At 29.9% G+C, this 26,430-nt stretch carries 25 protein-coding genes, 1 tRNA gene and 1 pseudogene; 22 read left to right on the top strand and 5 right to left on the bottom strand.

The genetic code is table 11. From position 1 onward, the window contains the following. Positions 1–46: 46 nt before the first annotated feature. From flgP to ELQ05_RS00190, 15 genes and pseudogenes are all read left to right on the top strand, one after another. A complete protein-coding gene (gene flgP / locus ELQ05_RS00260) occupies positions 47–562 on the top strand; it encodes a flagellar assembly lipoprotein FlgP (protein ID WP_002852972.1) in 516 nt (171 codons plus the stop codon). Beyond that, on the top strand, positions 538–987 hold the full coding sequence (gene flgQ, locus ELQ05_RS00255; protein ID WP_002882648.1) for a flagellar assembly protein FlgQ: 450 nt from the start codon (positions 538–540) through the stop codon (positions 985–987). The genes flgP and flgQ overlap by 25 nt, the downstream gene beginning before the upstream one ends. 56 nt (positions 988–1,043) lie before the next feature. Next, entirely contained in the window at positions 1,044–2,366 is a 1,323-nt protein-coding gene (flgR, locus tag ELQ05_RS00250) for a fla regulon two-component system response regulator (protein ID WP_002871767.1), read from the top strand. Beyond that, the gene (locus tag ELQ05_RS00245; protein ID WP_002866058.1) at positions 2,345–3,376 is read left to right on the top strand and encodes an aspartate-semialdehyde dehydrogenase; all 1,032 of its coding nucleotides are present in this window, start codon (positions 2,345–2,347) and stop codon (positions 3,374–3,376) included. The genes flgR and ELQ05_RS00245 overlap by 22 nt, the downstream gene beginning before the upstream one ends. Before the next feature lie 8 nt (positions 3,377–3,384). After that, on the top strand, positions 3,385–3,891 hold the full coding sequence (locus tag ELQ05_RS00240) for a YqhA family protein (RefSeq protein ID WP_002852919.1): 507 nt from the start codon (positions 3,385–3,387) through the stop codon (positions 3,889–3,891). Between the two features lie 51 nt (positions 3,892–3,942). Next, a pseudogene (locus ELQ05_RS00235) lies at positions 3,943–4,133 on the top strand (mini-MOMP protein). Between the two features lie 8 nt (positions 4,134–4,141). After that, complete coding sequence (locus ELQ05_RS00230; protein ID WP_002882652.1) at positions 4,142–4,576, top strand: c-type cytochrome; 435 nt, start codon at positions 4,142–4,144, stop codon at positions 4,574–4,576. Positions 4,577–4,606: 30 nt separating this feature from the next. Continuing rightward, a complete protein-coding gene (locus ELQ05_RS00225; RefSeq protein ID WP_134239821.1) occupies positions 4,607–5,722 on the top strand; it encodes an ABC transporter substrate-binding protein in 1,116 nt (371 codons plus the stop codon). Between the two features lie 21 nt (positions 5,723–5,743). Further along, positions 5,744–6,853: an ABC transporter substrate-binding protein gene (locus ELQ05_RS00220; RefSeq protein ID WP_070317113.1), complete on the top strand. Its 1,110-nt coding sequence runs from the start codon at positions 5,744–5,746 to the stop codon at positions 6,851–6,853. Between the two features lie 18 nt (positions 6,854–6,871). Further along, a complete protein-coding gene (locus ELQ05_RS00215) occupies positions 6,872–7,768 on the top strand; it encodes a branched-chain amino acid ABC transporter permease (RefSeq protein ID WP_134239820.1) in 897 nt (298 codons plus the stop codon). After that, a complete protein-coding gene (locus ELQ05_RS00210; protein WP_134239819.1) occupies positions 7,768–8,820 on the top strand; it encodes a branched-chain amino acid ABC transporter permease in 1,053 nt (350 codons plus the stop codon). The genes ELQ05_RS00215 and ELQ05_RS00210 overlap by 1 nt, the downstream gene beginning before the upstream one ends. Continuing rightward, complete coding sequence (locus tag ELQ05_RS00205; RefSeq protein WP_002893211.1) at positions 8,817–9,587, top strand: ABC transporter ATP-binding protein; 771 nt, start codon at positions 8,817–8,819, stop codon at positions 9,585–9,587. Before ELQ05_RS00210 ends, ELQ05_RS00205 begins: the two co-directional genes overlap by 4 nt. Next, complete coding sequence (locus ELQ05_RS00200; RefSeq protein WP_002881782.1) at positions 9,574–10,269, top strand: ABC transporter ATP-binding protein; 696 nt, start codon at positions 9,574–9,576, stop codon at positions 10,267–10,269. The genes ELQ05_RS00205 and ELQ05_RS00200 overlap by 14 nt, the downstream gene beginning before the upstream one ends. A 17-nt stretch (positions 10,270–10,286) precedes the next feature. Continuing rightward, positions 10,287–13,532 (top strand): cytochrome c biogenesis protein, encoded by a 3,246-nt coding sequence (gene ccsA, locus ELQ05_RS00195; RefSeq protein ID WP_088303530.1) that lies wholly within the window; start codon positions 10,287–10,289, stop codon positions 13,530–13,532. 15 nt (positions 13,533–13,547) lie between these two features. Continuing rightward, positions 13,548–13,997 carry a hypothetical protein gene (locus ELQ05_RS00190; RefSeq protein ID WP_079862155.1) on the top strand — a complete coding sequence of 150 codons (450 nt, stop codon included), beginning with the start codon at positions 13,548–13,550 and terminating at the stop codon, positions 13,995–13,997. Between the two features lie 2 nt (positions 13,998–13,999). On the opposite strand, the gene ELQ05_RS00185 is transcribed toward ELQ05_RS00190, so the two are convergent. The 3 genes from ELQ05_RS00185 to tgt form a co-directional block, all read right to left on the bottom strand. Then, positions 14,000–14,076: transfer RNA gene (locus ELQ05_RS00185), tRNA-Arg, on the bottom strand. A gap of 52 nt (positions 14,077–14,128) precedes the next feature. Then, on the bottom strand, positions 14,129–14,896 hold the full coding sequence (locus tag ELQ05_RS00180; RefSeq protein WP_038817424.1) for a magnesium transporter CorA family protein: 768 nt from the start codon (positions 14,894–14,896) through the stop codon (positions 14,129–14,131). Between the two features lies 1 nt (position 14,897). Continuing rightward, entirely contained in the window at positions 14,898–16,019 is a 1,122-nt protein-coding gene (gene tgt / locus ELQ05_RS00175; protein ID WP_134239818.1) for a tRNA guanosine(34) transglycosylase Tgt, read from the bottom strand. Between the two features lie 29 nt (positions 16,020–16,048). Between tgt and ELQ05_RS00170 the strand changes: the two genes are divergently transcribed. The 5 genes from ELQ05_RS00170 to ELQ05_RS00150 are packed head-to-tail and all read left to right on the top strand — an operon-like array spanning position 16,049 to position 22,985. Beyond that, on the top strand, positions 16,049–17,449 hold the full coding sequence (locus ELQ05_RS00170; RefSeq protein WP_002856550.1) for a COG3400 family protein: 1,401 nt from the start codon (positions 16,049–16,051) through the stop codon (positions 17,447–17,449). A gap of 45 nt (positions 17,450–17,494) precedes the next feature. Then, positions 17,495–18,550 (top strand): 3-dehydroquinate synthase, encoded by a 1,056-nt coding sequence (aroB, locus tag ELQ05_RS00165; RefSeq protein ID WP_038817426.1) that lies wholly within the window; start codon positions 17,495–17,497, stop codon positions 18,548–18,550. Next, complete coding sequence (locus ELQ05_RS00160) at positions 18,547–20,118, top strand: mechanosensitive ion channel family protein (RefSeq protein ID WP_002865744.1); 1,572 nt, start codon at positions 18,547–18,549, stop codon at positions 20,116–20,118. The genes aroB and ELQ05_RS00160 overlap by 4 nt, the downstream gene beginning before the upstream one ends. After that, complete coding sequence (mtaB, locus tag ELQ05_RS00155; protein ID WP_002932875.1) at positions 20,115–21,365, top strand: tRNA (N(6)-L-threonylcarbamoyladenosine(37)-C(2))-methylthiotransferase MtaB; 1,251 nt, start codon at positions 20,115–20,117, stop codon at positions 21,363–21,365. Before ELQ05_RS00160 ends, mtaB begins: the two co-directional genes overlap by 4 nt. A 3-nt stretch (positions 21,366–21,368) precedes the next feature. Continuing rightward, on the top strand, positions 21,369–22,985 hold the full coding sequence (locus tag ELQ05_RS00150; protein WP_002932876.1) for an AAA family ATPase: 1,617 nt from the start codon (positions 21,369–21,371) through the stop codon (positions 22,983–22,985). Positions 22,986–22,992: 7 nt separating this feature from the next. Here the strand turns inward: ELQ05_RS00150 and ELQ05_RS00145 are convergent, their stop codons facing one another. Continuing rightward, positions 22,993–23,409: a PepSY-like domain-containing protein gene (locus ELQ05_RS00145; RefSeq protein WP_002932882.1), complete on the bottom strand. Its 417-nt coding sequence runs from the start codon at positions 23,407–23,409 to the stop codon at positions 22,993–22,995. 97 nt (positions 23,410–23,506) lie between these two features. Here ELQ05_RS00145 and ELQ05_RS00140 point away from each other — a divergent pair, with 97 nt between their 5' ends. Together ELQ05_RS00140 and ELQ05_RS00135 are read left to right on the top strand one after the other, a co-directional pair. Further along, positions 23,507–24,025, top strand: a complete 519-nt coding sequence (locus ELQ05_RS00140; protein WP_002853517.1) for a rhomboid family intramembrane serine protease — start codon at positions 23,507–23,509, stop codon at positions 24,023–24,025. Continuing rightward, a complete protein-coding gene (locus ELQ05_RS00135) occupies positions 24,022–24,534 on the top strand; it encodes a histidine phosphatase family protein (protein ID WP_002853673.1) in 513 nt (170 codons plus the stop codon). The genes ELQ05_RS00140 and ELQ05_RS00135 overlap by 4 nt, the downstream gene beginning before the upstream one ends. Before the next feature lie 14 nt (positions 24,535–24,548). On the opposite strand, the gene rpoD is transcribed toward ELQ05_RS00135, so the two are convergent. Continuing rightward, positions 24,549–26,417 (bottom strand): RNA polymerase sigma factor RpoD, encoded by a 1,869-nt coding sequence (gene rpoD / locus ELQ05_RS00130; protein WP_002865625.1) that lies wholly within the window; start codon positions 26,415–26,417, stop codon positions 24,549–24,551. Positions 26,418–26,430 lie beyond the last annotated feature (13 nt).

Genomic DNA, 26,430 nt, shown 5'->3' with positions numbered 1-26,430 from the left:
TTATTGCTTTTTATTTTACTAATTACAATATTTTGAAGGTGTAAAAATGAAAAAAATTTATTTTATGCTAGCAATAGCAGGAATTTTCGCTGGTTGTGTACCAAGTGCAAACAGTGCAACTAAAAATTCAAGTGCAAATAGCACTGCTCCATCTCAAGATGTTATCGTGCAAAAAGTCGATAAAGATGATGTGCGTGATATTATCAGAGAAGAAAAAATGTTGGCTCCAGATGCTAGCGAAACGGAACTTAGTTTTACAGCAGTTGGTGAAGGGATTGCTCCGATGAATACAGTTTCTACTGCTCAAGCTCTAGCTTTAGCAAAAAGAGCAGCGATTACAGATGCTTACAGACAGCTTGCAAGTAAGCTTTATGGTGTGAAAGTGAATGGTAAAGACACTGTAAAAGATGCAATGCTTAGAAGTTCAACTATTACTGCGCAAGTGAATGGTTTGATTAAAAATGCAAGTATTATTGATGAGAATTTTAATCAAGGGCTTTATAGAGTAAACTTAGAACTTAAAATCGATGCAGACAAGTGGAAAGAATTGTTTGCTTATTAATTTTTCTTAGCTTTAAGCTTTTTGCCCAAGATGAATTTATTTTTTGGGCAGAGCTTTCTAGTAAAAATTTCATTCTCTTTCATCAAAATCAAAATTTATCCTTAGCAATGACGCAAAGTGAAAATGTTGAAGAACAATGGGTATGTGAAATTTCTTATAGTGATCAAGATTTAAAAGTTTTACCTCGAACTTCTTTAGGATTAATTGATGATAATATGCTAAAAACAATTAAATTTAATTTTTTAAATTCTCATAAAGATGAGTTAAGTGATTGCTTTATAGGAGCTAAAATCAGTGTTAAGGATATTGTTAATACCGACTTATTGCGTGCTCAAAGTGAAACTTATATTAAAATTTTACCCTTGCGTTTTACCGTGGAATTTGGCGAACAAAATGCGATAATTTATTATCTTAAAAAAAAGTAAATTCAAAATTAAGCGCAAATTGGATACTATAGCAGAAATTTTTTAAAAGGCTTAGGATGAATTTAGTCATAGTAGAAGATGATATTAATATGCGCAAATCCTTGGAAATTGCATTAGCAGAGTATGAAGAATTTAATATTAAATCTTATAAATCTGCCACTGAAGCTTTAAAAAAAATAGATGAGAATACAGATTTGATTATTACAGATATTAATATGCCAGGAATTGATGGTATAGAATTTGTTAAAGCCTGTGAAAATAAATATGATTTTATTATTATGACGGGAAATGCTACTTTAAGCCGTGCTATAGAAGCGGTTCGTTTGGGAGTAAAAGATTTTCTAACCAAGCCTTTTGATGTTGATACTTTAGTCGAGGCTATTAAGCGTGCTAAAATCATAAGAGAAAAAACAGCCGATAAAAAAAGCAAAAAAAATGAAAAAAAAGAAGAAAATAAAGATTTTTTTTCAACTTCTCCTAATTTAGAAAAAACATTAAATTTAAGTCAAAAAGCGGCTAAAACTGATGCTTCTGTAATGTTTTTTGGAGAGAGTGGAGTAGGAAAAGAGGTATTTTCTCGTTATATTCACACTCATTCTAAACGCTCTAATAAGCCTTTTGTTGCTATTAATATGGCAGCCATTCCTGCAAATTTGATTGAAAGCGAGCTTTTTGGTTTTGAAAAAGGTGCTTTTACTGATGCCAATGCAACTAAAATAGGGCTTTTTGAAATGGCTAATGAGGGCACTTTGTTTTTAGATGAAATTGGCGAAATGCCTTATGAAATTCAAGCCAAACTTTTAAGAGCTTTGCAAGAAAAAGAAATTACGCGACTTGGAAGTACGAAAAGTATCAAAATAGATGTAAGAATTATCAGTGCAACTAATGCAAATTTGGATGAAAAAATAAAAAATGGCGAATTTCGTTCAGATTTATATTATCGTTTAAACACTGTTCCTATTAATATCCCGCCTTTAAGAGAGCGTAAAGAAGAAATTTTAGGTATAGCCCAAAAGGTTTTAGAAGATACTTGTAAAGAATATGATTTTAAGGAAAAACAGCTCAGCCAAGAAGCTAAAAATGCTTTACTTGAATATGATTTTCCTGGTAATATTAGAGAATTAATATCCGTTGTACAAAGAGCTTGTATTTTAAGTGAAAATGATGAAATTTCAAGTGAAGATTTGTTCTTAGAAGCTAGAAGTATAAAAAAAGATGTAAAGAATTTAGAGAAAGAATTGATTTGTGAAGTTCTTTTAAGTGTAGATTATGACAAGGATCAAGCTTCTCAAATTTTAGGTATGGATATAAAAATTTTAAATGAAAAAATTAAAAAATATCAAATAAAGGATAAGCAATGTCAAAAAAACAAAAAATAGCCATTGTGGGTGCTACTGGTGCGGTTGGGGAAGAGCTTTTAAATGTTTTAGATGAACTTGATTTTCCAGTGGAAAGTATTTTACCTTTAGCAAGTGCAAAAAGTGTAGGTAGTGAAGTAGAATTTAAAGGTAAAGCTTATAAAGTCAAAGAACTTACTGAAAATGTATTTAAAGAAAATCCTATCGATATTGCTTTTTTTAGCGCAGGTGGAAGTGTGAGTGAAAAATATGCTAAATTTGCAGTAGAATCTGGTGCTGTTGTTATTGATAATACAAGTCATTTTAGAATGGAAAAAGATGTTCCTTTGGTGGTTCCTGAATGCAATCCTGAGGATATTAAAGATTGGAAAAAAACAGGGATTATTGCTAACCCAAATTGTTCTACCATACAAATGGTGCAAGTTTTAAAACCTTTAAATGATGCATTTAATTTAAAGCGTGTTGATGTAAGTACCTATCAGGCTGCAAGTGGAGCAGGAAAAGAAGGAATGCAAGAATTGGTTGAAGCCATGCAAAGTTTTTTTGCTTTTAAACTTGATGAATTTGAACCTCAAACTTTTCCTTATACTTTAGCACTTAATCTTATTCCACAAATTGATGTTTTTATGGATAATGATTACACTAAAGAAGAACTTAAAATGGTCAATGAAACTCAAAAAATTTTACATAAAAATTTAGAAGTTTCAGCAACTTGTGTAAGAGTGCCTGTTTTAAGAAGTCATAGCGAAGCCATTACTATGCATTTTGAAAAAGAAATAGATGTAAAAAAAGCTAAAGAAATTTTAGAAAAAGCACCAAGTGTTGTTGTCATAGATGATCCTAAAAATAAAAAATATCCTATGCCTTTAATGACTAGCGATACTAATGAAACTTATGTAGGAAGAATTCGTGCTGATGTGTATGATAAAAAAATACTCCATCTTTGGTGTGTGGCAGATCAAATTCGTGTAGGTGCTGCAACAAATGCTGTGCGTATTGCGCAAAAATGGTTAGAATTAAAAAATAAATAAGGAAAAAAATGTTAGAGAAAATATTTGAATCTTTACTTGTTAGAAGTCGTATTGTTACAATTTTACCCGTAATTTTTGGTTTAATTGGAGCTTTTGTATTGTTTTTTATTGCAAGTTATGATGTTTTAAAAGTTATATTTTATACTTATAATTATTTTTTTGATGCAGGTTCTAATGTGGATTTGCATGAGGATGTGGTGGCTTTAATTATAGGAGCTGTTGATCTTTATCTTATGGCTTTAGTTTTGTTTATTTTTTCTTTTGGAGTTTATGAGCTTTTTATCAGCGAAATAGAAGAATTTAAACAAACAAAACAAAGCAAGGTTTTAGAGGTGCATAGTTTAGATCAATTAAAAGACAAGCTTGCAAAAGTTATCATTATGGTCTTAGTGGTAAATTTCTTTCAAAGGGTTTTGCAGATGAAATTTGCTACTCCTGTGGATATGGCTTTTCTTGCTGGATCGATTTTAGCTCTTTGTGTAGGACTTTATTTTTTACATAAAGGTGGTCATTAACAAGGATTATCTTTTTTTGATATAATCGTTTTTTGTGTTTAAAGAATAAAAATGAAAAAAATATTTTTAATTGGTATGATTTTAAATCATTTTGTTTTTGCAGCTCCGTTAGATGAAGTCTTTAAAGATATAGAAGTTTCAGGGACTGTTCGTTATCGCTATGATATTAAAAAAGAAAAAAATACAACAAAAAAACACATAGATATCAAAATAAAACACAAACGGAAATTACAATAAAATAAGGAAAATCATGATTATACGATGGTTGTTTATTAGTTCAATATTTGTTGTTGCGCTTTTTGGTATTAACTTGAAATCATTTTTTACTTATACCTTTGATGCAAATAAGCAATATGATATGGAAAAAGCGAAGGCTTTGTATTTTCAAAATAAATGCAATACTTGCCATGGAGATAATGCTGAAAAGAGTGTTATAGGATCTAGAATTTTAAAAGATATGTCTCCTGAGGATATTAAAGGAGCTTTGATAGGTTATACTCTTGATAGTAGTAGTTCTACAACAGCTTCTCAAATGGCTTTTTATGCTAGAAATTTAAGCCACGAGGATATAGATAATATTATTGCTTATATTAAAGGTGGAAATTTTGCGCTTGATTTGCAAGTAAAAGATCTTCTTGAAGAAGAACCTGTGCAAAAAACAAAACATAATATATTTCTAAAATAAAATGTAAAAACTATAATTAAAAGGAATGCTATGAAAAAACTAACTTTAACTTTAAGTGTTTTAACTATGGTAAATTGCTTATATGCTAAGGATATTAATATAGGAGTAGTTTTACCTTTAACTGGAACTGTGGCAGCTTATGGGCAAGATGTTTTTAACGGAATTGAACTGGCTAATAAGCTACAACCAAAACTTTCAAATGGAGATGTTATTAAACTTATCACAATAGATACAAAAGGAGATAAACTTGAAACTTCAAACGGAGTTAATCGTTTAATAGCAACAGATAAAGTCCTTGGGATTATTGGTGAAGCTACAACTCCAAATACCATTCAAGCTATTTCCATAGCAGAAGAGAAAAAAATTCCCCTAATAGCTCCAGTGGCATCTGGAGATAAATTGCTAGATAAAAAGAAATATGCAAGTAGAGTTTGTTTTAAAGATACTTTTCAAGGAGATAAATTTGCTACTTATGTATCTAAGGATTTAGAGCTTAAAAATGCTGTTATCATCATAGATCAAAGCAATGTTTATTCTTTAGGTTTGGCAAGAGCTTTTGAAAATTCTTTTAAGAATAATGGTGGGAAAATTATAAAAAAACTTGTTATTAATTCAGGAGATAAAGATTTTAGAGCTGTGGTTTCTCAACTTAAGAGTTTAAATCCTGATTTTGTTTATATGCCTATTTATCATCCTGAAGCTGCTTTAATTGCGAGACAAGCAAGACAAATTGGTTTTGATAAACTTTTAGCAGCAGGAGATGGTGTTAATAATCAAACTTTTATAGATCTTGGCGGAAGTGCTGTTAATGGAGTAATTTTCACTGATAGTTTTGATTATAACAATCCATCTACACAATTAGGAAAAGATTTTGTTGCAGCTTATGAGAAAGTTAAAGGAACAAAAGAACTTCCAGCATTTTCGGCTATGGGTGCTGATGCGTATTTTGTAATGTTGAATGCTATGAATGCTTGCGTTGACAATCTTAGCAGTGAATGTATTAATAGCAAAATTCATCAAACTAAAGATTTTCAAGCTGTTGGTGGTGTGATTAGCATAGATGAAAGCGGTAATGCTATTCGTTCTGTTGTGATTAAAGAAATTCAAAATCAAAAACAAAATTATAAAACAATTATAAATCCATAATTACTAAAATAAAGGTAGAGAATGAAAAAAAGTTTAATTTTAGCAAGTATTCTAAGTTTAAGTTTAAGCGCTGCGGAAGTCAAAATAGGAGTTGTTTTACCACTTAGCGGAGCTACTGCAGCATATGGACAAAGTGCACTAGAAGGGATTAAACTTGCAAATTCAATGCAATCAACTTTAAGTAATGGAGATAAGGTTTCTCTTGCTATTATTGATACTAAAGGTGATAAATTAGAATCTTCGAGTGGAGCAAATCGTTTAATTTCTCAAGATAAAGTTATAGGTCTTATAGGGGAAATGGTTACTGCTAATACATTGCAAGTTATGCGCGTAGCAGAAGATAATAAAATTCCATTGATCGCTCCTGCTGCAACTGGTGATAGATTGCTTGATAAAAAAATATATTCTTCTCGAGTATGTTTTATGGACAGTTTCCAAGGTTCATCTTTAGCAAAATATGTTTTTTCAAAACTTAATTACAAAAGTGCTGTTATTGTAGTAGATCAAAGCACTGACTATTCCTTAGGTTTAGCAAAAGCTTTTGAAAAACAGTACAAGTCTAATGGCGGTCAAATTCTTAGAATTTTAAGAGTTAATTCAGGTGATAAAGATTTTAGAGCTATTGTAGCTCAAGTTAAAAGTTTAAATCCAGAATTTATTTTTTTACCGCTTTATTATAGTGAAGCTTCTTTGTTTGCAAGACAATCAAAACTCGCAGGTTTAAATATTCCTATGGGTTCTGCAGATGGAGTTGCTGATCAAACTTTTATTAGTTTAGCTGGAGATGCAAGCGAGGGTTATATTTTCACAGATAGTTTTGATGCTAATAATCCAACTACAAAATTAAGCAAAGAATTTATCAGTGTTTATGAAAAAGCTAAAGGAACAAAAGAAGTTCCAAATTTTTCAGCTATGGGTGCTGATGCGTATTTTGTAATGCTAAATGCTATGAATGCTTGCGTTGAAAATCTTACTAGTAAGTGTGTCAATGAAAAAATTCACCAAACTAAAAATTATCAAGGTGTTTCTGGTGTTATCAGTATTGATCAAACAGGAAATGCAACTCGTTCTGTAGTGGTTAAAGAAATTAAAAATCAAAAGCAAAATTATAAAGATATTATCAATCCTTAAAGGAAAAATAGAAAGATTATGGATTCTACTTTATTTTTACAACAACTTGTTAATGGACTTAGTTTGGGCAGTATGTATGCCCTTATTGCTGTTGGCTATACTATGGTTTATGGCGTGTTAAGACTTATTAATTTTGCTCACGGCGATATTATGATGGTTGGTGCTTATGCAGCTCTTTTTTGCATGACTAATCTAAATGTTCCTTTTCTAGGAGCTTTATCTTTGGCAATGATTTTTGCTGCCTGTGTTGGAATAGCTACAGATAGAATCGCCTATAAACCTTTAAGACAGGCTCCTAGAATTTCATTGTTGATTACAGCAATTGGTATTAGTTTTTTCTTGCAAAATCTTTTTAATATGCTTTTTACTTCAACACCTAGAACTTTTACACCGCCAAGTTATTTTGAGGAAAGTGTTAATTTTGGTGGAGTGATAACAACTTATGGTTCTTTAATGGTTCCTGCTCTTACATTTGTTATTTTAATAGCAGTGTTATGGATTTTGTATAAAAGTAAATATGGTATAGCTATTCGTGCTTTGGCATTTGATATACAAACAGTAAATTTAATGGGTATAGATGCAAATCGTATTATTGCTATAGTTTTTGCCCTAGGTTCAGCTTTGGCAGCAATTGGGGGTGTTTTTTGGGCTGCAAATTATTACTCTGTTGAACCTACTATGGGAACTTTAATAGGTTTAAAAGCTTTTGCTGCTGCAGTTTTAGGGGGTATAGGTTCTGTAGTAGGTGCAGTTTTGGGTGGACTTATTATAGGATTTACTGAAGTTGTTGTTGTGGCTTTTTTTCCAGATTTATCAGGCTTTAAAGATGCATTTGCTTTTATTTTTTTGGTGTTTATATTGTTATTTAGGCCTACGGGAATTTTAGGTATAAATTTTGAAAAGAGTAGGTTTTAATGATGGTTAAAATTAAGGTTTCACATTTAATCTTTTTAATTGCTTCAATTATTTTTATTTTCATTTCTCCTTGTATTTTTGGGGACTATGGATTAAACATTGTTAATCAAATTGCTATTTTTATTATTTTGGCTGTGAGTTACAACCTTATTAATGGTGTAACTGGACAATTTTCACTAGAACCCAATGGATTTGTTGCGATTGGAGCTTATGCGGCTGCTTTAGTTCTTTTGAGTGCTGATGCGAAAAATGATCAGTTTTTTTTAGATGGTCCTAGTTCTTTTATTTTAGCCATCCATTCAAATTCCTTTATTCTAGCTTTAATTGTAGCTGGAATTTGTTCATCTTTACTTGCCCTGATTTTGGCTTTTGCTGTATTTCGCGTGAGAGGGGATTATTTGGCTATTGTAACTTTAGGCTTTGGAATAATTATTAAAATAGCTGCTATTAATTTTCCTTCTATTACTAATGGCTCAAGAGGACTGGTAGATATTCCACAATTTTCCACGATTTATTGGACAGGTGGTATTGCTATTGTAGCGGTTATTTTAATTTTAAATATAGTTTATTCTAAATATGGTCGTGCAATGAAGGCTATAAGAGATGATGAAGATGCTGCAAGTGCTATGGGAATAAATACTTTTTGGATAAAAACTTTAGCTTTTAGCACTTCAGCATTTTTAGAAGGTGTAGGTGGGGGACTTTTGGCTTGTCTGTTGACTACCGTATCTCCAACTCAATTTGATTTTTTACTTACTTTTCAGCTTTTGATTATTATTGTTTTAGGCGGACTTGGTTCTACTACAGGTGCTATTATAGGTGCGATATTAGTTATTGGTGGAAGTGAGTGGCTTAGATTTTTAGATGAGTTAAATATAAAAATAGATTCTTTAAATCTTGATATCCAATCAACGCCAGGGCTTAGAATGGTTGTTTTTTCTATTGTTCTGATTTTAGTAATGCTTTTTGCAAGAAAAGGCATAATGGGTTATTATGAGTTGAGTGATGTGATTAGAGGGATTAAAAAGCGTTTTAAAAGGAGTGAAAAATGATTTTGGAATTAAAACAAATTTCAAAAAGTTTTGGTAGTGTTAAGGCTATTAATGAAACTTCTTTTAAAATCAATGAGGGTGAAATTTTTGCTTTAATTGGACCTAATGGGGCTGGCAAAACAACTCTTTTTAATATTATAACAGGTAACTATAAACCTAGTTCAGGTTCGGTTGAATTTCTAGGAGAAAGAATTGACCACTTAAAACCTCATAAGATTGTGCATTTAGGAATAGCTAGAACATTTCAAAATATTAGGCTTTTTTCAAGCATGAATGTGCTTGAAAATGTTCTTATTGGTTTTAATAAACAAATGAAATATAATATTTTTGAAGCCTTTTTGCATTTAGGGCGTTTTGGAAAAATAGAACAAGTATTTAAAGAGAAGGCTTATGCAATATTAGAAGAACTTGGTATTGCAGAATTTGCCAATGAAAAGGCTACTAGCTTAAGTTATGGACAACAAAGAAAAGTTGAGATTGCAAGAGCAATGGCTACTCAGCCAAGATTATTATTGCTTGATGAGCCAGCCGCTGGGATGAATAGCTCTGAGAGCGATGAACTTGCTGAGCTCATTTTTAAATTACGAAAAGATTATAAAATTAGCGTTTTGCTTATAGAGCATGATATGAAATTTGTAAATAAATTGTGCGATCGCGTATTGGTACTTGATTATGGAAAAACAATTTTTGAAGGTAAACTTTGCGATGCTGTAAATCATAAAGAAGTAATTGCTGCGTATTTAGGGGATTTTGATGCTAATAGTTAAAGATTTGCATGTTTATTATGGATTAATTGAAGCTGTTAAAGGGATTGATTTTAAAGTGGAAACAGGCCATATTGTTTCTCTTATAGGTTCAAATGGAGCAGGTAAAACTTCAACTTTAAATGCGCTTTTAAACTCAGTTAAAAGAACTGGTGGGGTTAATTTCTTAGGTTATGATACTAAAAGGCATTTAACTCATACTTTAGTTCAAAAAGGTATAGCTTTAGTTCCTGAAGGAAGGCGTGTTTTTATTAATTTAAGCGTAGAGGAAAATTTAAAAATAGGTGCTTTTAATAATGCTGAAAATTATGAGCATTTAAGAGAGCAAATGTATAAACTCTTTCCAAGACTTGCAAGTAAAAAGCATGCTTTAGCTGGAACATTGAGTGGAGGGGAAGCGCAAATGCTTGCGATTTCAAGGGCTTTAATGAGCGAACCAAAACTTTTGATGTTGGATGAGCCTTCTTTGGGACTTGCTCCAAAGATTGTGGGTGAAGTTTTTGATATTATTGTGCGTTTAAAAGAAGAGGGTATAACTATTCTTTTGGTAGAGCAAAATGCTTATTCTGCATTAAAAATAAGTGATTATGCTTATGTTTTGGAAAATGGTCGCATTGTAATGGAAAACGAGGCTAAAAATTTAATAGGTGATGATGAGATTAGAAAGAAATATTTAGGGCTTTAAAATTTAAAGGAAAAAGAATGAAAAATATAATAAAAAGCATAGGGGATTTAAGAGTTTCGGTTGTATTGTTTTTGCTTTTTGCGCTTTTTTGTGCTTTGGCAACTTTTATTGAAAGTGCTTATGGAACTCCTACGGCTTGGGCAATGGTTTATGATACTTTTTGGTTTGAATATATACAACTTTTACTTGGTATTAATTTACTATGCGGGATGTTTCGTTATAAAATGTTTGGGCTTAAAAAATTGCCTTTAATGATTTTTCATATTTCTTTTTTATTTATTTTAGTGGGTTCTGCAATGACAAGATATGCTGGTTTTGAAGGTATTTTACCTATTAGAGAGCATACTCAAAATTCACTTATAGAAAGTTCTAAGACTTCTTTGCGCATTTCTGCTATAAAAGATGGAGAACGCTATAGTGCGGTTAATGATCGTTATATAGGAAATTTGCCTTTTGCTAATTCTTTTAAACTAAAACTTAATTTAGGTGATGATCAAGCTGTATTAAAATATAAAGATTTAATCTTAAATGCTCATTATACTTATAAAGAAAATAATAATTCTGATCCTTTATTGGTTTTGATGCTTTCTCAAAAAGGATCTCAAGGTGTTGATGTTAAATTTGAAAAAGGTGAAGTTAAGAATATAGAAGGGGTTAATTTTGCTTTTATGAATGATAATGTTAAAGCACCTTTTGTAAAAATTGATGAAAATTTAACTTTAAGTTCAAGTGAAAACTTACATTTTCTAAGTATGCTAGATGGACAAAATTTAGACCTTAAAATTGGAGAAAAGGCAAATGCTAAGGAAAGAAGGCTTTATGAAATTAAAGATATTAGTTTTGTAGTTAAAGCTGCTTCTTTACACGCACAAGAAGCTTTAGAAGGTTCTAATAGACCTCAAGATGAAAGTTTTTGGTTATGGTTTAAATCTGCTTGGTTGGAAGTGGGTAGAACTATGTTGATTTCTACTTTTGGCGAGCCTCAAAATTGGAAAAATTCTTTATTATTGCATTTTAAAGATTTTGCTTTAAGTAATGAGAATAAAAACTTAGAATTAACTGGCTCTAATGCTTTAAAATTAGAATTAAGCTATAAAAATGAAAGTAAAGAATTTTATATTTTTGAATATAATAAACCTATTATGATAGAACTTGCAGGTCAAAAATTCTTTATTTCTTGGGCACTTTCTTATGAACAATTGCCTTTTGATATTTATTTGAGAGATTTTGTATTAGATCGTTATCCAGGTTCTATGTCTCCAGCTTCTTATGCAAGTGAAATTACCGTAAAAAATAATAATGAAAATTTTGATTATAGAATTTTTATGAATAATGTTTTAGATTATGATGGCTATAGATTTTATCAAAGTTCTTATGATCAAGATGAAAAAGGGACTGTTTTATCTGTAAATAAAGATCCAGGTAAAATACCAACTTATATAGGTTATTTTTTGCTTTGTCTTGGAATGTTTATGAATTTTTTAAATCCACATTCTAGATTTAGAACTTTGGCAAGATTAATTAATAAAGACACTTTAAAACATGCAAGTGTGATTATTTTTATTTTATTGCTATCTTTTGGTTCTGAAAAGACTTTTGCTCAAGATTTAAATTCGACCTTACCTGTGGTAAATACTAATCATGCTAAAGCTCTTGCTACTTTAATAGTTCAAAAATCAGCAGATGGAAGAATGGTGCCTTTTGATACGCTATCAAGAGAAATTTTAGAAAAAATTCATCAAAGTGATAGCTATAAGGGTCAAAATTCTAACGCTGTTATGCTTTCCATGCTCGTTGATGTAGATAAATGGCAAATGGAACCTTTTATTTTAATGCCACAAAATCAAGCAGTTCGTGATGCTATTGCAAATATTTTAGAAATTCCTAGCACTAAATATATTTCTTATAAAGATTTCTTTGATGAGAATAACCGATATAAACTTCAAAAATATGTTGAAAATGCAAATCGTAAAAACCCAAATGCAAGAGGAGTTTTTGATAAGGAAATTATAAAACTAGATGAAAGAGCTAATGTTGTAAATTTAGTTTTTAGTGGTGAATTATTTAAATTTATTCCTGTTCAAAATAATCCAAATAATGTTTGGCTTGCACCTTTTTCTGCTGTAACTACTCTTAAGGGGGATGAAGGGCATATTGTTTTGGCTTTAATACAGAATTATTTTAGTGCCGTGGAAAATGCTTTTAAAGATGGTAATTGGACTAGAGCTGATGAAGGCTTGAAATTTATCAAAGAATATCAAGAAAAAATAGGATATAAAGTCATGCCTAGTAAAACCAAGGTTGAAATGGAAATTTTTTCTAATAAGGCTGAAATTTTCGTTAAACTCGCTCCTGTATATTTAATTGCGGGTTTTTTACTTTTGATTCTTGTTTTTTCTAAAATGGTCGTACCGAATTTAAAAATCTCTTTTATATTTAAAGTGGTATATGTTTTAAATGTTTTAGCTTTTGTAATTCATACAGTAGGTCTTGGACTTCGTGCTTATTTATCAGGTCATGCTCCATGGAGTAATGGCTATGAAAGCATGGTGTATATAGCTTGGGCATTGTCTTTGTCGGGTATATTTTTCTCTAGAAAAAGTCCTATAGCCTTGTCATTAACTTCTATTTTATCCGGTGTTGTATTAATGGTTGCACATTTAAGCGAAATGAATCCGCAAATTACAAATCTTGTTCCTGTGCTCAATTCTTATTGGCTTAGTATTCATGTATCTGTTATTACTGCTAGTTATGGATTTTTAGGACTTTGTGCCTTACTTGGTATCTTTACACTGTTCTTAATGTGTTTTCTTAAGAAAGATGGAAAATATAATCTTAATATTTTGAGAAATATTACAGAGGCTACAAGAATTAATGAAATGGCAATGATTTTTGGACTTTGTTTGCTTACTGTAGGAAATTTTTTAGGTGCAATTTGGGCAAATGAAAGTTGGGGGAGATATTGGAGTTGGGATTCTAAGGAAACTTGGGCTTTAGTTAGCATTTTGGTTTATGCAGCAATTTTACATCTTAGAATGATTCCAAAATATTGTAATCAATTTGTGTTTGCTTTATGGAGTATGTTTGCTTATTGGGTTATTATTATGACTTATTTTGGAGTAAATTACTTTTTAACAGGACTTCATTCTTACGCTGCAGGCGAAGCGGCTCAAATTCCTAATTATGTTTATTGGGGATTTGCATTGATGGTGGTTTTAGCTCTTTTTGCAAGAAGGAAGCGAAATTTTGTAGGCAAACTGTAAATGAGCCATATTTTTTTGGTTATTTTTTGTGCTGCTTTAGCGCTTTTATTGTTTTTAGGCATGATTGCTTATCTTATTACAAGTGATGGCAAAAAAACAATTAAAAAGCAAAAAGCTAGCCAAAAGCAGCATGTAGCTGAAAAGACTAAAAAATTTGATACAGACTTAGATAAAATGATAATTGCTGCTTCCGATGTTAAACTAACAGATATTGAATTAAAAGAACTTGCCAAACTTTATGTGCAGACACATAAACTTGGTTCAAAAACTTCTAAAGAATTAGATGAACCAACAAAAAAGAAACTAGAATTTGTTTCTGCTTTGGCTGCAAATATTAATGCAAGTGCACAAACAGTAAGTTACTTAAATAAAGAACTTAAGAAAATTTCTGGATCTTACAAAAAAGAAATTGATGCTTATGAGCATATGGGATTAGCTAAAAGAAAAATTAAAGAAGATAAATAATATGGTGCGCTCAAGAGGATTCGAACCTCTGGCCTTTTGAACCGCAATCAAATGCTCTATCCAGCTGAGCTATGAGCGCAAAAATAAGTTAAAATTATATATAAATATTCTTAAAATAAGCAAAATTTTGCTTATTTTGTTTGTTTTTTAGCTTTTTTACCTTCATCTAAATCAAATTCTTTAGTCTTTTTTGAATGATAAAATATAAAACCTACAATCAAAATACAGCAAATCAAAGAAAAAATATAAAGTGTACCATAAGGGCTATCTTTGAAAAAAAGATTATTAGTATTCATTCCAAAAAATCCTACGATCAAATTTAAAGGCAAGAAAATAGAAGAAAGTATACTTAAAAGATAAATACTTTTATTCATTTTTTCATTTTTAATTGCACTTGTTAATGCATAAAGAGTATCAACTCTTGCTAGATGTTCTTTGGTGTTTTTACTCAAGATGCTAATGGATAAATTTAGAATTTTTAAATGTTTTTTGTATTGCGCTTGTTCGCTAAGCAAAAGATTGAAAGCTTCGCTTAGAAGATTGATTTGCTTTAGATTTTTGTTGATTTTTTGTCTTAACACAAAGGATTTTTTGTAAAAATTTTTAACAAAACCACCTTTTAAGATAATACCTTCTTTGTGTTCTAAAAGGTTTTGAAAATGAGTATTTTGTACTTTAAAATCTTCTAAAATGGATTTAATAAAATTTGAAAATTCTTCTATACTAGAAAGCTTAAATTCTTCATCTTGAAGTTTATAAATTTTTTCATCGTTAAAAAGCCAAGTTTCCAAATTTAATCCCACATAAACAAAAATTTTTTGTCCATAAATTTCACTATAGAAAGTTTCTAAATTCTTTGCTTGTAGGATTTTTTTTAGATTTTCGTGTAGTTCTAGCATTTTATTTGCCTCTTAAGTGATAAAAATTTCTTTTAAATTGCGTAAAAGAATTATTCAAAATTGCTTCACGCATCTTTCTTGCAAGTTCAAGATAATAATGTAGATTGTGCAAACTTGCCAAACGAAAAAAAGTAAGTTCTTTAGCTTTGAAAAGATGGTTCAAATAACCCCTTGAAAAATTACGACAAGTATAACATGAGCAAACAGGATCTATAGCTTCATGATCATTGATAAATTCTGCTTTTTTGATATTAAATTTTCCAAAACTTGTGAAAAATGTTCCATTTCTTGCATTTCTAGTTGGCATCACACAGTCAAACATATCTACTCCTCGCTCAACATTTTCTACCAAATCTTCAGGCGTTCCTACGCCCATTAAATATCTTGGACGATTTTCATCTAGATAAGGGTTTAAGTTTTGGACTGTTTCGTACATCAAGGCGTTTTCTTCGCCCACGCTAAGCCCACCTATAGCTAAACCATCAAATGGCATTTCATTTAAACTTAAAGCGCAACGCTTTCTTTCTTTATAATCTGTACCACCTTGGATAATACCAAAAATATTTTGCCCTATACCTATACCTTTATTTTGCATACTTTTATGATAAGTAATAGCCTCTTTTGCCCAAAGTATAGTGCGATCAACAGAAATTTTAACCCTTTCTTTGGTTGCGGGTAGGGCTACTAAATCATCTAAAATCATCATAATATCAGAGTTAAAATCATATTGAGTATCTAAAACACTTTTTGGAGTAAAAAGATGACGACTCCCATCGATGTGACTTTTAAATTCTATACCTTCGTTAAAATGTTTGGAATTTTTACTTAAAGAAAAAGCCTGAAAACCACCACTATCGGTTAAAAAACTTCTATCAAATTTCGTAAAACCATGTAAACCTCCAAAATCTTTTACCACTTTGGAAGTTGGACGCAAGTACATGTGATAGGTATTTGCTAAAATAATTTTTGCATCAAGCTCGTTTTTCATATCATTAGCATCAAGACTTTTAACCGCTCCTACTGTGCCAACAGGCATAAAAACAGGGGTTAAAAAAGTGCTGTGTGCGGTAATGATTTCACAAACCCTTGCCATTCCATCTTTATGCTTTAATTTAAATTCCATTTGTTATAATTTCCTTTTTGGAGTTTAAAATGAATAATATTTTAATTATAATAGACGGTATTTTAGCAAAGCATTTCTTAGAAAGGCTTTGTTTTGAAAAAGGCTTAGGTTACTTTTTTACAGTAGTGTGTCAAAATAGTGAAAAAAATAACTTAAATATTTCTAGTGAGTATATTGACTTGCATTATTTTGATCCTACAAGCACAGCGCGTCTTGAAAATATTATGAGTAAAGATTTTAAACAGGCTTTTATTTATATGCAAGATGAATTTGAAACTAAAAAAAGTTATGAGGCTTTGCGTTCTTTAAATCCAAATTTAGAAATAGAAATAATGGATTTTTGGGGGTTAAGTGTTAACGATACTCATGCAAATTTAGCTGATGCTAGAATGACTTTAAGCCGTAGATTTATGGATTTTTTACCAGATATTGCTTTAACAGCTCAGTATATAGGACTTGGGGTTGGAGAGATTATGGAAGTAAAAATTCCAGCAGGATCTATTTTTGCTTATAGGCACATAAGTTCAATACAACAAAAAAGGTGGCGCATAGTCCTTATTTATAGAAATTCTAAGATTTATTTTGTAAAACCATCTTTTGTTTTAGAGCCAAATGATAGCATTTTGATCGTTGGAGATCCTGTTGTTTTACAAAGTATTTTTCATAATATAAGAGGCAAAGCAGGGCAATTTCCTATGCCTTTTGGAAGTAATGTTTTTGCTTTAATTGATATGAAAAATATGAATCAAAATATGCAAGAAAGAGTGCTTGATACTACTTTAAAATTAACTCAAAAAAGCAATGCAAAAAGATTTTTTATACATGTTATCAATCCTAAATTAGGGGTAATGTATGAAAAATTAAAAAAACTTTCTGAGGATAAAGAAGGTGTGTTTTTTGATTATTTCAACACAGATTTTAAACAAATTTCCACATGGTTGCAAAATAATGATATAGGATTAGTTGTAACCGATATAAAAAATTTTGAGAAAGAAAAACAAGCTTTTTTTGATTTAAAAATTCCTATTATGAAAGTGGGTGAAGCTTCTTTTGATGAACTTAAAGAAGCGATTATTTTAAGTGCTGATGAGAGTGAACTTGAAAACAATGCAAATGTCATTACTGATTTAAGTAAACAGCTTGATTTTGGAGTTATTTTATATTATTATAATCCAAATTCTCAAAATACTACAGATATGGAGGAGTATTTTAGAAGTTTATCTAAGCTTTATGATAAAAATATACAAATTATTAATAAAAATGATGAAAACCCTCTTTTAAATTTGCAATATCGCGAAGATTTGTTACAATTTGTGAGTTTTCAAAAAGAATTACTAAATAGAGATTTTGGCAGAAATTTAAGTACAAATTTAAATAGGCATTATTATAAAATGAGACAAAATTACCAACTTTTCATACCAGTAGAATAAATAATTAATTAAATGTGATAGAATAAACGCAAAAAGAGTAGTTCAATGCAAGTAGAAGTTAAGTTAAAAGAAAATGCTTATAAGGTTTATATTGATGAACTTGAAGAATTAGAATTTGATAGTAAGGTTTTTATACTTTCAAATCCTAAGATTTCAGGTCTTCATTTGAAAACATTACTTTCTAAAATTAAGGCAAAAGAAATTTTTATTGCCACTGTAAAAGATGGTGAAGAATATAAAAATTTAAGCACCATAGAAGAAATTTTAAACCAAATGTTTAATTCTAAATTGGATAGAAAAAGCGTGCTTATAAGTTTTGGCGGTGGCGTGATTAGTGATATGGGCGGATTTGCTGCTAGTATTTATCAAAGAGGTATTGATTTTATAAATATTCCTACTACACTTTTAGCTTGTGTTGATGCAGCAGTAGGTGGAAAAACAGGTGTTAATAATAATTTTGGTAAAAATCTTATTGGCACTTTTTATCAACCTAAAGCTGTATATTGCGAGAGTTCTTTTTTAAAGACTTTGAGCTCTAGAGAACTTGCTGCAGGCATGGCTGAATTTATTAAAATGGCAGCAATGTTTGATGATGGTATACTTGATTTTATAGAAAAAATTGATGAAAAAAGTTTCTTAAATGCTACTTGTGAGAATGAAATTTTTACTCAAATTATAGCAAGAAGCATAGAACTTAAATCAAGGGTTGTTGAACAAGATGAAAAAGAATCAGGGCTTAGAATGCTTTTAAATTATGGTCATACTTTTGCTCATGTTATAGAAAATTTTACAGATTATAAGCTTTATTTACACGGAGAAGCGGTAGCTATAGGTATGGTTATGGCAAATCAATTGGCTTTAAATTTAGGGCTTTTGGATAAAATGCAAAGTCAAAAAATAAAAGCTATTTTACTTAAATTCGGTTTGCCAATATCATATAAAATCAACAATGTAGATGAATTTTATGAAGCTTTTTTCATGGATAAAAAAAGCTCTAATAAAAAAATCAATTTTGTTCTTGCTAGTCCTTTGGGCAAGGGTTTGATAAAAGGTGATATTTCTAAAGAAGATATAATTGCAACTTTAAGAGAATTCCGATGAAAAAAATTATTATTTTAACCTTTTTTGTTGTTTTTGCTTTTGGTGATGTAAATCGGACTATTATTAATAACATAAATGAGAAAATTAATACTTTAAATACTGTAATCAGTGCTAGTATTTGGAATATACGTTATGAAAATTTTATAAAATATCAAGATATAAATGATGAATTAATCATTTTAAATCTTAATTTAAAAAAGACTTCCGATATTCACCAACAAGAAGAACTTAAACGTAAGATAGCAAATTTAGAAGAGCAATTGAGCTTGCTTAAAGAATATAAAGATTTAAATTTTGCACAAAGTCTTAGTGCCCCTGATAATATAGAAACTTTATCTAAGCTTACTAATCCTTTGGCTATTATAGGAGCTTTTTCTCATATTAAGAAATTAAAAGGAGAAAAGGAAGAGTATATATTTAAATTTAATGATTTTAAAAATTTAGTAGATAAAATTAGAGAAAAAAACTCAGAACTTAAGGAATTAGTTGAGCTTAAACCAAGTGTTGAGAATATAGAAGCTTTAAAAGCTTCGGATAAAAAGTTGGAAGAATTTGAGCAAGCTTTAAATTTTGCCAGTGTTTCTTATTCTGTTTATGAGAAAAAAATTGATGAAGAGCTTTCTCGAGTAAGTGCTGAGATTAAAGTTCAAAGCTTAAGGGCTGTAAATATACTTGTTGCTATTGTTATTGTTATAGCTATAGCTTTTATGTTGAAATTTATTGCTAAAAAATACATTAAAGATAGTGAAAGATATTATACTGCTACGAAGATTATTAATTTTATTAATATAAATATTATTTTTCTTATTTTGCTCTTTGCTTATATAGAAAATATTACTTATCTTGTAACTATACTTGGTTTTGCCTCTGCGGGCTTAGCTATTGCTATGAAAGATATGTTTATGTCTATGCTTGGATGGTGTGTGATTATTTTTGGCGGAAGTTTTAGAGTAGGGGATCGTGTAAAGGTTTTTCAAAATGATACTACCTATATAGGAGATATTATAGACATTTCTTTTTTACGCATTACTCTTTATGAAGAGCTTACACTTGAAACTTATAATAAAAATCGTCGTAGTGGGCGTATTATATTTATTCCTAATAACTATGTTTTTACAAATTTGCTTGCTAATTATACTCACCATGGTATGAAAACCGTGCTTGATGGCATTGATATAAGTGTTACTTTTGATAGCAATCTTGATAAGGCGCAAGAAATTGTGGAAAATATTGTTACACGCCATGCTAAAGGTTATACTGAGCTTGCTAGAAAAAATATAGCTCGTTTACAACATGAATATAGTATTAAAAATCCTAAAGTGGAGCCAAGGTTTTTTATGTTTTTTGAACATTGGGGAATGCGAATTTCTGCATGGTATATGACTAATGCTTATGCGGCTTTGGTATTAAGAAGTACGATTAGCAAAGAGATTATAAAAGAATTTAATAAGCATAAAGATATAAAAATCGCTTATCCATCGCAAAATTTATATTTAGGAAATTTAAATCAAAATCATTTTGAACAACATCATGAAAATACGCATTTTTATGCAAGGAATAAAGATTGAAAGAAAAAGTTTTTTTTAAAACCTTTGGGTGTCGCACAAATATTTATGATACAGAGCTTTTAAAAAGTTATGTAAAAGATTATGAGATTATAAATGATGAGAATAAAGCACAAATTATCGTTGTAAATTCTTGCACGGTTACAAATGGAGCTGATAGCGGGATAAAGTCTTATGTAAATACCATGCAAAAAAAAGGCATTAAAGTTATACTTACAGGTTGTGGTGCTGTAAGCAAAGGTAAGGAGCTTTTAGATAAAAAACAAGTTTTTGGAGTGCTTGGAGCGTCAAATAAAGATAAAATCAATGAATTTTTAGGAGCAAAGACAAGTTTTTATGAACTTGGAAATTTAAATTTTATTGATAAAGATATAGTTTGTGAGTATGAAAATCATACCAAAGCTTTTGTGAAAATTCAAGAAGGTTGTGATTTTGCTTGTTCTTATTGTATTATCCCTAGCGTGCGAGGTAAATCAAGAAGTGTAGATGAAAAAGCTCTTTTAAAACAAGTTGAAATTTTGGGGGCTAATGGCTATAGTGAAATTGTTTTAACAGGGACTAATATAGGTTCATATGGGCTTAAAAATGGCACAAGTTTAGGCAAGCTTTTGCAAAAAATGGGACAAATTTCAGGTATAAAACGCATAAGGTTAGGTAGTTTAGAACCCGCACAAATTGATGAAAGTTTTTTAGAAATTTTAGATGAGACTTGGCTTGAAAGGCATTTACATATTGCTTTGCAACATACAAGTGAAAAAATGCTTCGCATAATGCGAAGAAGATCGCATACGGATAATGATTTAAAGCTTTTTAATACTATAGCAAGCAAAGGATATGCTTTAGGGACGGATTTTATAGTAGCTCATCCAGGCGAGAGTGAAGAAGTGTGGCAAGAAGCTTTGAAAAAATTTAAAGAATTTCCACTCACTCATATTCATGCTTTTATTTTTAGTCCTAGAAACAACACGCATTCTGCTACCATGAAAGATGTGATAAATGGAACTTTAGCTAAAGAAAGATTAAACACTTTAAAATCCATAGTAGAAAAAAATAATTATGAATTTAGAAAAAAAAATCAAGTTTCACTTGAAGTTTTGGTAGAAAATCAAAAAGATGGTTTTTTTGAGGGTTATGATCAGTTTTTTAATAAGATCAAAATTAAAAGTGATAAAGATATAGCTAAAGAATGGATTGTTATATCTCAATATGAAGTACAAGAAAAGTCTAACTTTGCAAATTTAAAAGGCTAGATAATGAAAAATAAAAAGATAATTTTAGCATCTTTTATGGTTTTATGTATGCTTTTGGGAATTTTATATTTTAAAAATGAACCTAAATATATAGATGAAAATCTTTATCAAAGTCTGTTAAGTCAAAATTTAATCCAAAAAGCTGTGATTGATAAAGACGAAATTTGGCTTAAGGCGGAAGGTGAAAATTACGTAATTATAAAAGATGGCATAGATATAAAAACACTTTTAGCAAAAGTTCCCGTAGAAGTTAAAAAAGATAACACGCTTTGGGTGTTTTTTATTTTACTTGTTTTTATTATCGCACTTTTTATAAGTCTTGGCTATTTTGCTCGTAAAAAAGAGTTAGCTAAATATCCAATATCAAATAAGAATCAAAATCACACTCAGGCACAAAATTCAAATATAAATTTAGAAAGTTCTCATATAAAACCTGTGATTTCAAATATTACTTTTAATGATGTAGCAGGTGTTGATGAAGTTAAAATGGAGCTAAGCGAACTTGTGGATTTTTTACAAAATCCTAAAAAATATAAAGAATTTGGTGTAAAAATGCCAAAAGGTGTTTTAATGGTAGGCCCACCTGGTGTAGGAAAAACATTGATAGCAAAAGCAGTTGCAGGAGAAGCAGAGGTGCCATTTTTTTATCAAAGCGGTTCAAGTTTTGTTGAAATTTATGTAGGTATGGGTGCAAAAAGAGTTAGAGAGCTTTTTTCAAAAGCTAAAATGATGGCTCCTAGTATAGTTTTTATCGATGAAATAGATGCTGTAGGTAAGGCAAGAGGAGAAATGTCAAATGTTGAAAGAGATAGCACTTTAAATCAACTTTTAACTCAAATGGATGGTTTTGAGGACAATAGTGGGGTTATAGTTATAGCTGCGACAAATAAAATCGAACTTATGGATCCTGCTTTATTGCGTTCGGGGCGTTTTGATAGGAGAATTTTTTTATCTTTGCCTGATTTTAAGGATAGACTTAAAATTTTAGAAATTTATATGAAAGATAAAAACAATAATGTCAATTTAAATAAAATCGCCAAAGCAAGCGTAGGTTTTAGTGGAGCAGGGCTTGAAACTTTGGTCAATGAAGCGGCAATTAATGCTTTAAGAAGAAATAGTGCTTTAGTTGAGGAAAGTGATTTTTATGCTGTATTAAATAAAGTTCTTTTAGGCAAGAAAAAGATTTTAAGTTTTAATGATGAAGAGAAGAAAATTCAAGCCACTTATCAGGCTGCAAAAGCTTTGAGTGCGTATTATTTTGACATAGGATTTGAAAAAATCACTCTTATTGAAGATCGTTTTAAAGAATATGAGCATAATATAAGATCAAAATCAGAGCTTATCAATCGTATAAAAGTTTATTTGGCTGGTTCTAGAGCTATGAGATTGATTTATAATGAAAGTTATACTAACTCGCAAGATGATTTTTTAAAGATTAAAGAATTGCTTGATTATATGTTGAGTTTTGATATGTTAGAAGAGTCAAATTTAAATGAACAAAAAAAAGAAATGGATGAATTTTTAAATTCTATGAAGGATAAAATTTTAAAATTATCAGAGCTTTTGCTTGAAAAAGAAAAGATAGAATATGATGATGTTAAAAATATAATGCAGGTTTGATTATATTTTAATCATCAATTTCTTTGTGCAAGATAGTTCCATTAAAATCTATAAGAATTTTTACATCGTTATCAAGTTTAATCTTGTAATGGTTGATTTTTCTTTCGATTTCTCTAGCTTTTATATTTGGAAATTCGTTTTTAATGATATTGACTAAATTTTGAGGTAAAAAATCTAGATCAAAAGGAAAGGCTTTATTTTCAATTTCCTTCCAAGCTCCATCTATGTCAAATTCAAGTTCTGTCCCATCGCTAAGATAGACTTCATAGGAATTTTTGTCTTTTTGTACGATCCCTATGGGTGCTTTGAAATTATGTTGTAAAAATTCTTTAGAAACACTTGGCAAATTATCAGCAGAAATTATTATATCAGCATTTAAAGATAAACTTAAAATAGTAATAATACTTAAAAATTTAATTTTCAATATTTTTCCTAATTATTTTTTAGTAAAATTGTAAAGAATTTATGTGAATTTTATGTGAATTTTAAGACAATATTATAAAAAATAAAGGTTTTATACTTTGCTTACAATTTTTTTAATTTTTTTAAATATTTTATGTTATTTTTTGATTTCTTATGATTATTATAATATCCTTGGTTTGAATATTTTATTTTTTAATGGAGCTTATTGGCAACTTTTAAGTTCAATGTTTTTACATGGAAATTTAACTCATCTTATATTAAATATGATAGTTTTGTTTCAATTTGGGCGTATATTAGAAACTTATTTAGGTGCTTTGCGTTTTATTTTTATTTATTTTATTGGCGGATTGTTGTGTTCACTTTTAAGTGTTTTTTATGTGTATTTTGATTTTAAATATTTCGGAGAAAATATAAATGTCATAGGCGCTAGTGGTGCAATTTGTGTTTTAATGGGCTTTTATGCTGTTCTTGATAAAAATAGCACAAAAGGACTTATAGTGGCAATTTTACTTATGAGTTTTGCGCCATTGCTTATGGGGGTAAATGTTGCTTGGTATGGTCATATTTTCGGGTTTATGTGTGGTTATATTTTAGCTAAAATAAAAGAGGTAAAATGAAAAAAATTTATATTATAAGACATGCAAAAGCAAGTAAGAGTGGGGATATTGATGATTTTGAAAGAAAACTTACTAAGAGTGGAAAGGAAGATTTAAAAAAACTTTTTAAAAATCTTGCCTTGCATGAAATTCATCCTGATTTGGTGCTATCAAGTCCTGCTGTTAGAACCGCTAAAACAGCGAAAAAAATAGCCAAATTTTATAATTTTGATAAAAATAAAATTTGTTTTGATGAAAGATTGTATCTTTGCAATGTTGAAAATTTGCTAAAAATTCTGCAAGATATTGATGATGAGTTTAACGAAGTATTTTTAGTGGGTCATAATCCTGGTTTAATGGAGCTTGGAGAGTTATTAAGCTCGCTATGTTTGGCTTCTTTTCCAACTTCTTCTATCTTGTGTTTAGAATTTGATATTAAGGAATTTAAAAATTTAAAAAAACATAGCGGAAAATTAGTTTTTTTTGAACATGTGCGCAAGTTAAAAGAAGAAAAAGATTTGGGTTTTTAGTAAGAGATTGACTCTTACTTCCAACCTTCAATATAATTTTTTAGTTTTCTTCCTACTTTAGGGTGTTTGAGTTTTTTTATAGCTGAACTTTCTATTTGTCTCACTCTTTCTCGAGTGACATTAAGCTCTTTTCCAATTTCCTCTAAAGTTCTATCACTTTCATCATCCATTAAACCAAAACGCATACGAATTACCGCTTTTTCTCTATCGTTTAATTGATCTAAAACTTCATCAATTTGTTCTTTTAAATCATCCTTTAAGATATGATCCATTGGAGAAAGTGAATTTCTATCTTCAACAAAATCTCCAAATTTACCATCATCTTCATTTCCTATTGGAGCTTCAAGAGAAATTGGTTCTTTTGTGATTTTAATAACTTGTTTAACCTTATCTACGCTTAAACCTACTTCTTTGGCTATAACACTGACATCAGGTTCTTTTCCATCTTTTTGTAGATGTTCGCGGATAATTTTGTTAATTTGATTGATGGTTTCTATCATGTGGATTGGAATTCTTATGGTTCTTGCTTGGTCAGCTATAGCCCTTGAAATAGCTTGCCTGATCCACCAAGTTGCATAAGTGGAAAATTTATAACCCCTTTTGTATTCAAACTTATCCACAGCTTTCATTAAACCTATATTTCCTTCTTGAATAAGATCTAAGAAAGGTAGACCACGATTTGTGTAGCGTTTAGCTATGCTTACAACAAGACGCAAGTTCGATTTTGCCATTCTTCCTTTTGCTTCATCAGAGATTTTTTTACCGCGTTTAATTTGCTCTAAAATTTCTTTTAAACGTGATTTTTCAAGATCAAAGCTTTTTTCACTAGCTTCTTTAGTTTGAAATAGTTTTTTAATTTCCATATAAGTGCTTACCATGGTTGTTTCTAAAGCTCGCTCTGTGATTTCTTCTTTGCTCAATTTTGTAATATCTTTTAAAATATCTGCATGGCGTTTTTTAAGTTCATCAGAAAACATAGGTAAGCGGTATTCTAAACGCTTAAGTTCTTTGTCAAATTCTTCATCGCTTTTTAGTGCAGTTTCCATTGATTTTACGATTTCACTAATAAGTTTTGAAGTAGGGCCTAGATCCATTAATTTTTCTTTTAAAATATTTTTTTTGAACGCAATGCTTAATTTATCTAAAAGCTCGTCTTCACTTTCTTTGTCTTTGGATGTTTTTAGCCAATCTTTTTTAGCTTTTTCTAGAGCTTTAAATTTTTCTATAACTTTTAAAGTTCTTTCATCTTCTTTTTTGCTGTTTTTTTTAGCATTTTCTTCATCTGATTCTAATTCTGTTTCGTTTTCTTCATCTTCATCTATATCAAGTTCATCAAGTTTATCATCACTTTTTTCTTCATCGTCAAAGCTTTTAAATAGTTCTTTTACCCTTCTTTCTCTGTTTATTAAAGGTTCTTTATAATCTAAAATAAAATCTATCAAATAAGGTACAGAACAAAAAGCATCAATGATAATATCTTCGCCAAGTTCTATTTTTTTGGAAATTTCAATTTCTTCATCTTTATTTAATAAAGCAATTTGTCCCATTTCTCTTAAATACATACGAACAGGAGAGTCTGATCTGCTCCATTCTAATAAATCGTTTTCATTGGCTAAATCAAATTCGTTCTCAAGGCTTGTATCTTGGAGTTTTTGTTTTTCTTCTTGAAGTCTTTTTGCATCTTCTATGTTTTTCATTTGTGCAATTTCGGCTGCTGAAAAAAGTTGCACTTTGTGTTTTTTCATTAATGCTTGCACTTTTTTAGCGGTTGATGCACTTGGTTGTTTTGTAAGATATTTTACCAATTTTTCATATGTGATATAATCTTTTGCATTTTCTTGAAATAATTCTTCTAATTCAGCTTCTTGAGTTTTGGCGTTCATTGATTATCCTTGA

Origin of the sequence: Campylobacter sp. US53 (assembly GCF_004378995.1) — a bacterium.
GTDB classification, from domain to species: domain Bacteria; phylum Campylobacterota; class Campylobacteria; order Campylobacterales; family Campylobacteraceae; genus Campylobacter_D; species Campylobacter_D jejuni.
The sequence above is the reverse complement of the archived record's forward strand: the minus strand, read 5'-3'. Positions and strand labels throughout refer to the sequence as shown.